Origin of the sequence: Chloroflexus sp. MS-G (genome assembly GCF_000735195.1) — a bacterium.
Classification (GTDB): domain Bacteria; phylum Chloroflexota; class Chloroflexia; order Chloroflexales; family Chloroflexaceae; genus Chloroflexus.
Genome location: NZ_JPIM01000112.1, coordinates 1 through 14,597 on the forward strand (window position 1 = coordinate 1; position 14,597 = coordinate 14,597).

Sequence of the window (14,597 nt, forward strand, 5' to 3'; positions counted from 1 at the left end):
ATGCCACATTGGAGAATTTTCTTAACACCGTTGCGAGAGCATTGAACCGTACCATCCAGATTACCGTCTTGCCTAAGCCTACCGAAGCTGGTAGTCCCGACTTCGGCGTTCGGTATGGTGCTTATCAGGTTATCGGCTATATCGAAGCCAAAGCGCCCGACAAGAAACTTGATCAGGTGGAAGAATCTGAACAACTTCAGCGTTACCGACACACCTTCCCTAACCTCATCCTGACCAATTTCTACGAGTTTCGCCTTTACCGCAATGGCCTGGAACTGAAACGTGTAACGTTGAGAACAGCGCCGCCTGCCGGGCACGTCGAGGAAGTGACGCAACTTTTCGAGACCTTCTTCTCCTTCGCCCTACCGCCCACCTTCACCGCTGAAGAACTGGCCCGTGACCTGGCGCGACGCACGCGATTCTTGCGAGATGACGTCATCCGCCCGGAACTTGCAGAACAGGTGAAACAGAAGCGCGGCGACCTGTACGGTTTCTATAAAGCCTTCCAGAAACATCTCATTGCCGGACTAACTGAAGCGCAGTTCGCCGACCTTTACGCCCAGACCATCACCTACGGTCTGTTCGCCGCCCGCACCCGCACGCAGAACTCGTTCAATCGTGAGCTGGCCTATTGTCTTATCCCATCCACCATTGGCATCCTTCGCAATGTCTTCAAGTACATCTCTATTGGCGAGCCTTCTCCACAAATGGAGACCATCGTAGACGACATCGCTGCCGTGCTGAACGCCGCCGATGTGCGGGCTATCCTGACGCAGTACTACCAGCAGGGTAGGGGCGATGACCCCATCCTGCATTTCTACGAAACCTTTCTGTCCGAATATGATCCCGAAACCCGCGAGCGGCGCGGCGTCTATTACACGCCGCAACCTGTTGTGCGCTACATCGTCCGCGCCGTGCATGACCTACTGAAGACGCGCTTTGGCATGGCCGATGGCCTTGCCGATAAATGCGTTACCCTGCTCGACCCGGCTGCTGGCACACTCACGTTTCCGGCGGAGGCCGTTCAACTGGCGTTTCAGGAATTCACGAACAAATACGGCGAGGGCGCTAAAGGCAACTTCCTACGTGAGCACATCCTGCCGCACTTTTACGCCTTCGAGCTGCTCGTGGCGCCCTACGCCATTGGCCACATGAAAATCGGTTTCCTGCTAGAGGAGCTGGGCGTTCCGCTGCACAACGGCGAGCGCTTCCAGTTTTACCTGACCAACGCCCTGGAGATGGAGGACCTCCAGCAGATTGAAATTCCCGGTCTTTCTTCGCTCGCGGAAGAGAGTCACCACGCCGCCAGAATCAAAAATGAAGAGCCGATTCTGGTTATCATAGGCAACCCTCCCTATTCTGGTATCTCTGCGAACCAAAATAAGTGGACGGAGCAACTGCTCAAGACCGATCTGGACGGTGCGCAGAGTTACTACACAGTGGATGGCAAGCCGCTCGGCGAAAAGAACCCTAAATGGTTGCAAGACGACTACGTAAAGTTTCTACGCTTCGCTCAGTGGAAGATACACAGGGCTGGGCGCGGTATTGTGGCGATGATCACCAACCATAGCTACCTAGATAACCCTACGTTTCGCGGCATGCGCCAGAGCCTGCTCAAGACGTTTGATGAAATCTACATTCTCGACCTGCACGGCAACAGTCTGAAGCGCGAGACGGCGCCCGATGGCAGTCCAGACGAAAATGTCTTCGACATCCGCCAGGGTGTGGCGATTGCGTTGTTTGTGAAGTATGGCAATGCCTCCCCCAACGCCCCGCCAACACGGGAAGAGGGAGCAGATGCTACCGACTCTCACCCTGCCGTATCTTCGAGCTCTTCGCCTGCGGGGAGCTTGGGAGGATGGCAAACCCCTGCCGCTGTCTGGAAGTATCTGAAACCCCTGGCCCGCGAAATGCGCAAGGAACCGACAGAAGCAGAGGATGTCCTGTGGCAGCATCTGCGTGGGAAACAATTGGGCGTTCGATTTCGCCGCCAGCACGCCATTGACCGTTTCATCGTGGATTTTTATGCCCGCGATCCTCGGCTGATTATCGAAGTAGATGGTTCCATCCACGAAACTCAAGAAGAATATGATGCAATGCGTCAAGCATTTCTGGAAAGCCTTGGGTATCGCGTGTTGCGGTTTACTAACGAACAGGTGCTGCAAGACATTCAGGGAGTGCTGGCAGTGATACGGGCGGTTTTAGAACCCCATCCCCTATCCCCTTCCCCGCAAGCGGGGAAGGGGAACAACCCCTCCCCGTCTTTGGAGCAGGCTCCCTCCTCCTCTACTCCCTCGGAGCAGGCGCTCCCCCCCTCCCCGCGTGCGGGGAGGGGGCCGGGGGGTGGGGTCTACCACGCCCACCTCTACGGCAGACGCGCCGACAAATACGCCTGGCTCGATGCGCACGACCTCTCCACCGCCGGCTACCAGCCCATCACGCCCGAATCGCCCTCCTACTTCTTCACCCCGCGCCAGACGCAAAACCTGCAAGCCTACCAGTCCTGGCCCTCCGTGACCGAGATTTTCCCCGTCAACAGCGTCGGCATCGTCACCGCACGGGATAACCTGACCATCCGCTGGACGCCCGATGAGATGTGGACAACGGTTCTGACGTTCAGCCAGTTGAGCGAAGAGCTGGCGCGCACAGCCTTCCAGTTGGGCAAAGACGCGCGGGATTGGAAGGTTGACCTTGCACAACAGGATGTAAAACGCGAGGGCGGCCCCCATCGCGAGAAAATCGTCCCCATCCTGTATCGTCCTTTTGATGTCCGCTATACCTATTACACCGGACGGTCGCGTGGTTTTCATTGCATGCCCCGCCCCGAAGTCATGCGCCACATGCTGGCCGGGGAAAATTTGGGGCTACTGGTCATGCGTCAAGTATCTCTTGATGAAGATTACACTCATGCCCTGATTACATCGCATATTGTTGACAATCGCGTCTTTGCAAGCGCCAAGGGCATTGCCTTAGAGTGCCCCCTCTACCTCTACCCCTCCGCCGAGTCGCCGGAGATGTTCCACCGCTCGCGCCAGCCCAACCTGGCCGACTGGCTGCTACCCAAACTGAGTGCCGCTTATGGCTTCACCCTCACGCCGGAAGACGTGCTGGCCTACATCTACGCTGTCCTTTACAGCCCGACCTACCGCCAGAAATACGCCCAGGAACTGCGCACCGACTTCCCGCGCATCCCCTTCACGGCGGATGCCGACCTCTTCCGCCAGATGACCGACCTGGGCCAACAACTGATTGCTCTGCATTTGCTGCGTAACCCTGCCAACACCGCCGGGGTCAAGTATCAGGGGCAGGGCAGCGACCGCATCGAGCATGTGCGCTACAACCCATCCAACGGGCGGGTATCCATTAACGCCGACAAATACTTTGAGGGCATCACGCCAGAGATGTGGGAATACCGGATTGGCGGCTACCAGGTGCTGGAAAAGTATCTGAAAGACCGCAAGGGCCGCCAACTAGCAGATCCAATTCGCTACATTCACATTGCAAATGCTATCAACGAAACGATTGCAATGCAGACCAAGATACAGGCCTTGTATCCCAGCGTAGAACAACATGTCATCCCAATATAGGTGATGACCGTAGAGACGAGTGTGTCATACGGCATAAAATATCTCAACCGATCAAGGCAGGGTAGCCTACAAACGGTGAACGATACCGTGCTCAACTGGCGTAACGTTGATCCATGCGGAAACTAAGACGATAAGCGAGCAGACATCTCTGCTCACTCCCCTATTGGCTCTGCGGCAACCAGGCTGGTTGCCGCAGATTTATGCTGTAACTGCAACTGACAGGAAAGGGGCAACGTCAAATAGATGGTACGATAGAAGGAGGATGTTATGAATACACCACAAACCCAACGCCTACAACGAACACGCAGTGATCGTATGATCGCCGGGGTTGCCGGCGGCCTGGCAAAATATCTGGGTATCGATCCGGTTATCATGCGGATTGCATTTGTCATCGTTGGGCTGATGAATGGCATTGGGGTCGTCATCTACCTTGTCCTATGGCTCTTAATGCCGAATGAAGATGCCGATCCAACGACCAACAATCTCGATGTCGCTATCGACGAGATGCGGGCAATGATTGAACAACTAGTCGCTCGAATCCGCGATCTGTTCCGGTAATAATGTTGCTAGATTGGTGCTCTCGTAGAGGGTGATCAAAAACCTGAGTTGGTGATCACTCTCTCAGCTTCCATCTGGGTGAGGCACAGGAAATCCCTACCGCTTTCACCCTTCGACAGAGGGGCGGTTCGCGCACCGCCCTTCCGCGATGATGCAATAGGCATAGGATACGTCTGATGGGCGATGATGGATGATTCCGTCCCGCACTTATGATCCCCCTGGCGATGCAATGACCCGCATCATCGGCGAGCAGTGCCATTCATTCCCTGGCGGCGGGAACCACTAGGGATGAATGAGAGCAGCAAGCAACTGTCGGCAAAGGAATATTCAGACACACTGGCGCTGCTGTTTCCCCTCTCTTACATCTCTGCCACTACCAGATATTCCACTGCCGTTCTGTACCTCATCGTTCCTACCCATTCAAACCGCGCACGGCCACCGGCCCAAAACCAAGGTAATCACAGGCAGTAAGCTGATAGTACACGCCTTCGACACGACCTTGCACCGCGTTATCCCAATCGTAACGGCGATGCAGGTGACCGTAGATACACGTTGTAGCTCCGGCAGCAGTGATCAAACGAGCGAATTCCGTGGGCTGACGATTAACGAACGGCGGAAAGTGAATCATCACGATGAGCGGCTTACCGACGGCTAGTGTCTTTCCCGCCGTTAATGCTCGTTCGAGTAAACCGAGTTCGCGCTGGTAAATTGGGAGATCGGTTTCGCCAAAACCAGGTGTTTCAGGCGTGATCCAGCCTCTGGTGCCACAGACGACAGCCTCGCCAATATCGATTGCGTCGGCTCCGATCAGACGTAGGCTCTGCGGGAGATGACGACGGATCGAATTGACACGGCGCGGACACCAGTAATCATGGTTCCCGCGAATGAGCACCTTCGTGCCGGGTAACGCATCTATCCATTGCAAATCGAGCAAGGCATCGGATAATTTCATTGCCCACGAGATGTCTCCGGCAATCAGTACCCAATCGGTTGCTGCTACCCGTTCACGCCACGCCTGTGCAATGCGTTCGGGATGATCTTTCCAGCCGGGACCGAAGATATCCATCGGCTTGGGACGAGCAAAAGAAAGATGGAGATCAGAAATTGTCCAGATCATAGCGCTTGATGATAACAGGCCTGGCGCTGCAATGCAACTCTGTTTTAGGAGTGTGTGATGGAATCTTCAGCACTTTATCACATACCCTATGTGGTATCACAGGCTACGGCTGACAACAAATAGCGGTATAATGGCCGTCGGCAACAGGCCCATCGGTGAAGGGACAGAATGGCTGTTCGTGATCGTGCAACGATTGCCGGAGAGCTACTCGCGGCAGAATCTACATCTTCTATCCGTACAACAGTTCGCGCAACGCTGTTGATGTTACTGCTGGCTTTGTTGGCGGGAGTAATGGCATATCAGGCGCCACCACAAGGCCGGGTCGCCATCGGTTGGCCGGGAGATCGTCTCTTCGTTGGGGTTAGTCCCGGTCTGGGACAGGCGCCGGTTGAGCGCGGTGATCTGTTTGCCGACGAATTAACGCCTGATTCACCAACCGGGCGTTCGCGATGGACACGCGAACGAGCGGTATTGGTCTTACCAAACGTTGGTGCCGGTTCAGCGTTGCAGTTGACCATTGTTGCCCAGGGTTGGCCGGCGTCTGTCGGTGTGCAACCGACGGTGAGCGTATTCATTGATGAGGTGTTGGTTGGTAATTTCGTTCCTACGCCACACTGGGAAGCATATTCTTTCTCTGTACCGGGGATCGTTCATCAACACGATAACCTGACGATTACGCTCCAATCATCAGCAACTCTAACCGATGAACGCGATCCACGACCGAAAGGGGTGCGACTGGCTGAAATTCGGATTGCGTCAAATCAGGAATCGGCATTGTTTTTGCCGCCAGCCTGGCCGGCAGTGGCATTGTTGGGTTGGAATGCAGTGCTATTGGCCGTATTGCTAGCCCGTTTACGGCTGAGCCAGGCTCAGGTGTATATTCTGACTACCCTCGGCATCAGTATAGCAGCGATCGGTCTGGCAGGTGCCCGCATCTGGATGGCGGCAATTCTCAACGTGGCGATGATCGGCTTACTGGCGCTCAATGTGCTTGTGTATCGACAACCACTCTTGACCTTTATCCGACGACTGGTACAGCACTATGCCCATGGACGTATCCTGGGGTATGGCCTGGTCACAGTAGCGCTGGTCTGTTTCGGTTATGTTTTGTTCCATGTGTTTCATTGGATGACAGCGGTTGGGATTCGGCTTTTCTGGCAGATTTTTCCCGATTCACTGTTACTGGCCCTCTTAGGCACCGCTCTGCTGGCGTTGATCTTGAACAATGGCCGCACCGGTTTGCCACGGCTGAGCGACGCACTGGTTGATTGGCTGGCAACACGGTATGGGGCCAGGCTCGTACTGGGACTGTTCGCCGTCATCTGGTTGGGTTTTGAAGCTACCGTGATCGCTGCCCTGCCGTATGTCGGGCATGCCGATTACAGCGATAATGCGATTGTAGCGCGTAATCTGGTTCGTGGGCGCGGATGGGTTGTTGATTATATCAGTCAATTTTATTATCTATACGATAGCGTAACCCGGCCACAAGAAACCTGGCCGCTGTTACAACCAGTCTGGATTGCGCCTTTTTTTGCATTGTTCGGGCCAACCGCCTGGGCAGCAAAGATTCCCAATTTCATTTTTGATGTTATCCTACTTGTTCTCCTGTACAACATTGGAAGCTGGCTATGGGATCGGCGAGTCGGAGTGACGGCGGCCATCATCGTGTTGACCAATTACCTCTTCTTCCGGCTGTCAATTTATGTCACAAACGATCTGGCATTTGTGGTATTTAGTCTGGCCGCAACTGCTGCGTTGCTGCGCAGCCATACCGACGCGGGAAAGCGCTGGCAATGGTTGATCGTTTCAGCAATCTGTACGGGTCTGATGATGTTGCAAAAGCCCAGTGGGGCAATGTTTGCGCTAGGTATGGGGCTTTGGCAATTGACAATACTGTTAAACCATCTCCGTCCTATCCCAACCTGGCAACAACGTTGGCAACGGCTACGTACTGAACTGACACCGATTGTCGTCTGGTCACTCATCGCGCTCTTCATCCTTTCGCCATACCTGGTACGTAATATGATACTGTTTGGAAAACCGGTCTACAGTACTGAAAGTTACGATGCCTGGGTACTCGACTATCGTGGTGTAAGTGGTGATGCCTGGGCCGAGATCTACCGCGTGTTCGCACCAGAATGGGGTGGACCCGGCCTTCCCAACCGCAGTTGGATCTTGCGCTGGGGATTTGATGCAACCATAACCAAATTCGAGACCCAGGTGCGTGAATTGCGAGCGTATCTGATGCCGGCGTGGCCAGGAGCACCAGACCCAATCGCTGCCCTATTCAGTCACGATGCGCAGAAGAACATTCTGACCTCCCTTGGTGCCTGGCTTGCGCTGACCGGTTTCCTGGCGGCAATTGCGTATCGCCGAAACTGGATGAGCCTAATAGGGTTTACGTATACGCCGTACATCCTCTTTATGCTCACCTATTGGCGTACCAATGAAGAGCGCTATTGGGTGGCACTTATTCCATGGCTGGCGCTTCTAGCATCCTGGATTATCTGGGCCGGCTATGATCGATTGGCAGCCATCGGTGATCGACGGTGGGCGCCGTTAGGTCTCATTCTGGCATTGACCGCCATTGTGACTATTGTCGCCGCTTCACAAGCCGACATTGCCGACAAGGTACGCAACGAGCCTCGTATCTGGCAGCAAGACCTGGCCGCTTATGAATGGTTACGCGCCAATACGCCACCCGATGCAGTGATTATGACCCGTCTGCCCTGGCAGGTTAACTGGCATACCGAACGACCGGCGGTGATGATTCCCAACACCGATGACCGTGAACTGCTGTTGCATATTGCCCACCACTATGGGGCAAAGTATCTAGTCTTGGAAAATCAGATGCGGGTGAAAGGTGATGTCGGTCGGCTATTAGCACCGCTGATGGATCACGCTAATCAGCCGGGGATGATCATTGACGGCTTTGAATTACTCTATGCTAGTCCGACACCTGATTTTCGTGCGTTTATCTATCGGATTCCTACTTCAAAATAGAACTTTCGTCGTATGCGTATCTTAATGTTGGCATCCTCACTGCCAAAATACCCACGAGAAACAACCGCACCGTTTATCGAAGAGATTGCCGCCGGGATCGCGGCCCGTGGTCATCAGGTGACGTTAGTCGCACCATGGCATCCCGAATTGCGCCGCCAGACCCGTGAACGTGGCATTGAACTGCGCTTTTTTCGCTATGCACCCCACCCCACCCTGAATATCTGGGGCTATGCCCAGTCACTCCATAGTGACACTCAGGTGCGTGATCGGGCATGGATTGCGGCCCCCTTTGCGCTCACAGCCTCGATACTAGCATTACAACGCGAATTACGACAGGCCCAGGCCCGCGGAACGCCGTTCGATCTGGTGCAAGCCCATTGGGTATTGCCAAACGGCCCACCGGCAGCACTGGCAGCACTCGGTGCCCGTCTCCCATTAGTGGTTAGTTTGCATGGGAGTGACATCTACCTGGCGGAAACACAACCCATTATGGGGAAGATAGCCGGACTCGTGTTTCGCCAGGCAGCAGTAGTAACTGCCTGTAGTGCAGATTTGAGTATGCGGGGAGTACGACTAGGTGCAAATCCGACGCGCACCTTTGTGATCCCCTACGGCGTCAATCCAGATCAATTTCGCCCCGATCTGACGGCTGCACAGCACTTCCGTGCCGAATGGGGTATTCCCGAAAATGCTCCGCTGGTGTTGGGCGTAGGACGCCTGGTGAGCAAAAAAGGCTTCAGTGTGCTCCTCGATGCCTGGCCGGCAGTGCTGCGGATGCATCCGACAGCCCGGCTAGTAATTGTCGGTTACGGAGATCTGCGACCAGCGCTGGAAGCGCAGGCGGCTCGACTGGGCATCGCAACGAACGTGCTGTTTACTGGCCAACTTGATCGGGCACGCACGGCAATGGCGATGGCCGCAGCCGATGTCTTTGCACTTCCCATTGTACGTAAAGGAGTTGATGGCTTACCAAATGTCTTGCTTGAAGCGATGGGCGCCGCCCGTCCAATTGTGGCAGCGCGGGTAGCAGGGGTGCCTGATGTAATCGAAGATGGAGTGCATGGGTTAATTGTGCCCGAGCGCGATGCAGGCGCACTGGCCGCGGCCATTGCCCGTTTGATCACCGACCGGGCACTTGCAGAACGGCTGGGGGCAGCAGCACGCAAACGGATTGTGAATGAACTGACCTGGGAAAATACGGCGGCACGTTATGAGGCGGCGTTTGCCACGGCATTGCGAGGAAATGTCAGCCTATGAAGTGGCGACCGTTGGTGATCTGGCTCATAATCGGCGTTACCGCTCTGACGATCCGTCTTTATCGCCTCGATGCCCAGAGTCTCTGGCTCGATGAAGGGAATAGCTGGGCGATGGCGATGCAACCCTGGGGTATCCTGTTTCGTGATCTGCTGCAACCGAGCGCGGCCTACCCACTCTACCATATTCTTTTGAAGGGATGGATGTGCGTAGCCGGGATGAGTGAGTGGGCGCTGCGCTTACCATCGGCCTTGGCCGGCACCCTGAGCGTTGCATTCGTGGCGCTGGCGGCACGCACGGCAGCCGGTACATCTCCCCGACGGGAGGGTATCACAATCGCGGCCTTGGTGATCAGTACACTCTCACCCTTCGCGATCTGGTATGCTCAGGAAGCAAAAGTGTACGCACTCGTGCTGGCAGTCAGCGCGGCGATGATCTGGCTGACGCTCTGGGCTGTGCAAGCTGACCACTCACAGGCATGGTTCTGGTTGATTGGGCTGGCACTGATTGCACTCTTTATTCATCGCCTCACGGCGCTACTGAGCCTGAGTATTGCATTAGTCTGGTTATTCAGTCGACCAAGACGGTACCGGTTCGTTCTTGCAGCCGGATTGATTGGCATAGGCATCGGGATGATTGCGGCTATGGCTGCTGGTGTGGGGAGTGATCGGGCAGCGCGCGGCGCTTCAATTGCCGCCGATCCGCTTATGGCCCTCTGGTTGACGATAACTCGTTTCAGTCTTGACCGCTGGCCGGGTGATCTCGAATGGTTCTGGTTGCTGCCATGGTTGCTGATGTTCGGCCTAGGATTGCTTAGTCTACGTCACGTCTCACCAAATGTCAGACTCGTGCTGGGGGTGACGGGTAGTCTACCGCTTATCCTCTTCTCGTTACAACTGTTCGTTACCCGTCTCTATGAAACCCGCTACCTGATGATTATCTTTCCGGTATGGATCATTATTCTGGCTTTAGGGATAGGTCACACTGGCTGGCTACGCTCGGTGGGATGGTTAATGCTCATCGGAATGATAACTACTGCCGGTCTTGCCATAACGCAACCTCGTTTCGGCCTCTTTTCGGGTGATCCGGTCAAAGAACAATACCGCGACGCCATCGCGGAACTGGCACGACGGGTTCATCCCGACGATGCTGTGGTGATTCACCCAGGTTATCTGCGTCCATTGTACGACTACTACACAGCCCGCTTCAGTGTTGATCCGATGCCACAACCGATCACGTTCGCCAATTTCTGGACCGGCGAAACCGATTACAGTCAGCGCGAGTGGGATGTTGAGCGGCGCGAGGCATTAACCGGTTATACTCGGAGCTGGCTGATCATCGCACCAGATCATGCGCGAACGATTGATCCACCGCTCCCTGGCGATGAATATGGGCTGGTCGGTAACTTCTGGGCCTTTAGCCGTGAGCAGCGAACCTGGCCGTGCGGTATCTGGCGTTTCCATGGTGTTCATCTCTTCTGTCAAGAAGCACCAGAAGCCTACATCACCGGTGAGATTGTACGACCAACGACGCCACTCACAGCTCTGTTTGGCGATCACCTGCAATTGCTGGGTTATACCTTGAAAGCAACCACCCCAGTCGGACCAGGAGTATACCGGGCCGGCAGCAATATTCCGCTGAGTCTCTTCTGGGATGTACAGCAGCCGCTGAGCGAGGATTACAGCCTCTTTATTCATCTTTGCCGCGATTGTGAACAGCCGCCGGTTGCCGGTGATGATGGTCAACCGTTAACCGGCTATCTCCCTACCAGCACATGGCTACCGGGCAAACCGGCGCGCGATGATCGAGCAGTCTACCTTCCACCCGATCTCGCACCCGGTCAGTACCGTCTCCTGATAGGCTGGTATCGACCAACCGATCCCACTCCAGCCGGCCGTTTACCGGTATACAGTGAGCGATCACTTGGCGACGGACGGCTCTGGTTAGCGACGATTGAGGTTATTGCTGGTGATGAATAGCCGTCTCTGGTTCAAACAACACTGGCCTCTCATACTGGCTTTGTGTTGTGGTCTTGGCTTACGAGTGGCGCTTTGGGGCAACTTGCCGCGTCTCGGTCTCATTTCCGATGAAGCCGAGTATCTGGCCGCTGCCGACTGGTTGGCCAACGGGCGTGGGTTTGCATGGCATACCGGCTATCTCTGGACGCGCGCACCACTCTATCCGCTGTTTCTGGCTGCGCATATCGTCTTGTTTGGTCGCAACGAAGCCATTATTTTTGCCAGCCAGAGCCTGCTGAGTTTGGTGAACGTTGGGCTGGTGTATGCGATAAGTCGTCAACTGGGTGCGTCCTCGCGTACTGCTGGTGGTGCAGCGCTTTTGAGTGCGCTTTCGTTACCACTCGCAATGTATCCGCAACTGCTGTTAAGCGAGACCTTATTTATCTGCCTGCTGCTGGCAGCTTTTTGGTTGTTGGCTCGTCTGCATCACCGATACCGACTTTTCATCGGCGGTTTCTTCCTCGGTCTGGCGACACTTACACGCGGGTTGTTACTTGGTTTTTTGCCGCTGGTCACGCTCTGGCTGTTCTGGCACACCACCGGCAACTTGCGCCAGCGCGCCATCACGGCGCTGCTCCCCCTGTTGAGTGCAGGATGTCTGATTGGGCCATGGGCGGTCTACGCCTCACGAACATACGGTGGCCTGATCATCATCGACACGACTGGCGCCTACAACCTGGCTTTAGGCGCCCGTACCGCTTACGACGGTGGTCGTAGCGATGCCCCAACCCGCAATTTCGTGTTGGCCCTCCTCGATCCTACGCTTGATGATGCAACTCGTATCGCTCTAACTGCCGACTCGTGTCTGGCGCAGAATAATGATTCGCATCTGCAGGCAGCACTGACCAAACCGGTAACCGCGATAACTCAGGCCGAACGACAGCAACTGCTTAGCGCCGAAGGCTGGTGTCTGATTCGAGCGAAGCCGTGGGCGTTTGTCGAAAAAACGCTGATTGAACTGATCGATCTGTTTCAGATCAACTATAGCGGCGATGAACGGCTGGTTGAAGGGTTTGCTTTAGGGCGTTTGCCAGAGTGGTACACCCTTGCCCTGTTTGTACTCGATGATACCCTGTACATTACTATGTTGCCATTGGCTATGCTGGGCTGGGCTGTAGTGAAACGAGAGAACGGCACTCTCCCAGGCCTGATTGGATTGTGGTTGCTCTACAATCTGGCGGCAGCACCGTTACTGTTTGCGATTAATCGCTTTCGGATACCGCTGTTGCCTTTCTTGTTTATCCTGGCAACAACGACGCTAGCAGCCGCTCCGCAATGGCGAACGTGGTTAACCAATCGACGTGGCTTGCTCTACGCCGTATTTGCAGTGCTGGCCTGGCTCATCGCTGCCACGCCCTACGCCTACCTCGAACCACGTGCCGACGGCGCGCCATCACAATGGGCATCGTACTTCGGCCCTTATCCATCGGCACTGGCAGCCACACAGATTGCCTGGCAGCGCCGCCCACAGTATCACGCTTTTGAGCGTCTCGCCGAGGCCGTTGCCAACGACGATCTGGCAGCGTGGTCGCAAGCACTTGCCGATCCCGATTTACCACCATATGCCCGTGCGATTGGCGAGCCATTGTTAGCAGCTCGAAACGGCCAGCCAACTATCGGCTTGGAACTCTTAGCCCAACAGCAACCACTCTACCTGTGGCAAGCCGCGGTTATTCGTGGTGAACTACTCCGTCACATGGGTGATCTCACTGCTGCCCGTCAGATATTGGGGCAAACTCTGGTTGACGACTGGAATCCGACCGGCTGGGCGTGGCGCTGGCTCCACCCACCACCGTTGCCCAACCATCGGATTGATCTAGCCGATGACAACGATCTCGGTTATATCGACGGTTTTTATCTGGGTGAATTCGATCCCATACTAGGGGCAACAGTACGGTGGGCAGGTGAAACCGCACACCTTCGTTTCCCGGCAGCCGCTTCAGGACGGGAACGCCAGCTTTGCCTGCGTGCAGCCGCCAACTGGCCGGTTGATCTGTCGCTGCCCACAATCAAGGTCTGGCTCCACGATACGATGTTAGGAACATTCCGCCCTCATCGTCGCCTGCAAGAGTTCTGCCTGCCGTTACCAGCCCAACCGGCTGGCACCGATTACGTTATTACCATCACCGGCCCCGGATTTATTCCCGACGCCCTCGATCTGGTACGTCGGCAAGGGCCACAGGTCGGTCAGCTACGGATTCTGTCATTTCAACTAGACTGGGCTGAGGTAAGGTAGGACGTACCGTTGTTAGGCAAAGGGTGAGACTTGATGGTGTATCGTCATCACCTCCTTGCAATGTGGGAAGGTATGTCAGAGGGTACGGTAGGGATTCGGATCACCGAGTGGACAACCCCCTGCTCTTCCGATGTGCGAGGAAAGGAAAAACAACCAAAAACGACCGGGAAAAAAGAGGTTTCAGACAGGAGCAGATACTTTTTCAGATACAGAACGGCAAATGCATCCACTGGCCCACATCAGCGCTCAACGAGATTGAGACGGAGGAATGCGCAATTCAACCGTCGTCCCCTGACCTATCTCACTACGAATACGAAGATCGGCGCCGATCAGGCGGGCCCGCTCTTTCATCAGCTCTCAACGAGATTGAGACAGGGGAATGCGCAATTCAACCGTTGTTCCCTGACCTATCTCGCTGCGAATACGGAGATCGGCGCCGATCAGGCGGGCCCGCTCTTTCATATTCAGTAAGCCAAGAGAACCTCGGTTCGTATAGCTACTCTCGACCGCAGCGACGTTAAAGCCTTGCCCACGATCACGCACACTGGCGACAAAGTGATCTTCTTCAACGTACAGATAGATCGTGATGCTATCGGTTTTCGCGTGTTTACGGGCATTATTGATGGCCTCTTGTAAGATGATGAAGATCGCCGCTTCAATCTCAGGTGGTAAACGTGGCACCTGCGCCGGTGCTTCGAGACGCAGCTTAATATCGTTCCCTGAAGGATCGCGCCAGCGCTCAACATACTGCTGGAGGGTCACCAATAACCCCTGTGTTTCGAGACCAAGCGGACGCAACTCGAAGAGTAAGTTGCGAATATCGT

Annotated in this window: 8 protein-coding genes; 6 read left to right on the top strand and 2 right to left on the bottom strand. The window is 55.2% G+C overall.

What is annotated here, in order from left to right; all coding sequences use genetic code 11:
• Positions 1 to 41 precede the first annotated feature (41 nt).
• Both JE47_RS21060 and JE47_RS0116385 read left to right on the top strand, forming a co-directional pair.
• Positions 42 to 3,587 (top strand): type ISP restriction/modification enzyme, encoded by a 3,546-nt coding sequence (locus JE47_RS21060; protein WP_236631264.1) that lies wholly within the window; start codon positions 42 to 44, stop codon positions 3,585 to 3,587.
• 267 nt (positions 3,588 to 3,854) lie between these two features.
• Entirely contained in the window at positions 3,855 to 4,145 is a 291-nt protein-coding gene (locus JE47_RS0116385) for a PspC domain-containing protein (protein WP_031460791.1), read from the top strand.
• Between the two features lie 412 nt (positions 4,146 to 4,557).
• On the opposite strand, the gene JE47_RS0116390 is transcribed toward JE47_RS0116385, so the two are convergent.
• Positions 4,558 to 5,262 (bottom strand): metallophosphoesterase, encoded by a 705-nt coding sequence (locus tag JE47_RS0116390; protein ID WP_031460792.1) that lies wholly within the window; start codon positions 5,260 to 5,262, stop codon positions 4,558 to 4,560.
• A 168-nt stretch (positions 5,263 to 5,430) separates the two neighbouring features.
• On the opposite strand from JE47_RS0116390, the gene JE47_RS0116395 reads away from it, so the two are divergent.
• The 4 genes from JE47_RS0116395 to JE47_RS0116410 are packed head-to-tail and all read left to right on the top strand — an operon-like array spanning position 5,431 to position 13,773.
• Positions 5,431 to 8,265 carry a glycosyltransferase family 39 protein gene (locus tag JE47_RS0116395; RefSeq protein ID WP_031460793.1) on the top strand — a complete coding sequence of 945 codons (2,835 nt, stop codon included), beginning with the start codon at positions 5,431 to 5,433 and terminating at the stop codon, positions 8,263 to 8,265.
• A gap of 12 nt (positions 8,266 to 8,277) precedes the next feature.
• Positions 8,278 to 9,522, top strand: coding sequence for a glycosyltransferase (locus JE47_RS0116400; RefSeq protein ID WP_031460794.1), 1,245 nt, complete (start codon positions 8,278 to 8,280; stop codon positions 9,520 to 9,522).
• Entirely contained in the window at positions 9,519 to 11,498 is a 1,980-nt protein-coding gene (locus tag JE47_RS0116405) for a glycosyltransferase family 39 protein (RefSeq protein WP_031460795.1), read from the top strand. Before JE47_RS0116400 ends, JE47_RS0116405 begins: the two co-directional genes overlap by 4 nt.
• Positions 11,491 to 13,773 carry a glycosyltransferase family 39 protein gene (locus JE47_RS0116410; RefSeq protein ID WP_236631265.1) on the top strand — a complete coding sequence of 761 codons (2,283 nt, stop codon included), beginning with the start codon at positions 11,491 to 11,493 and terminating at the stop codon, positions 13,771 to 13,773. The genes JE47_RS0116405 and JE47_RS0116410 overlap by 8 nt, the downstream gene beginning before the upstream one ends.
• Before the next feature lie 357 nt (positions 13,774 to 14,130).
• Here JE47_RS0116410 and JE47_RS0116415 read toward each other — a convergent pair.
• Positions 14,131 to 14,597: sensor histidine kinase (locus tag JE47_RS0116415; protein WP_031460797.1), on the bottom strand; the 467-nt coding region annotated here is incomplete at its 5' end.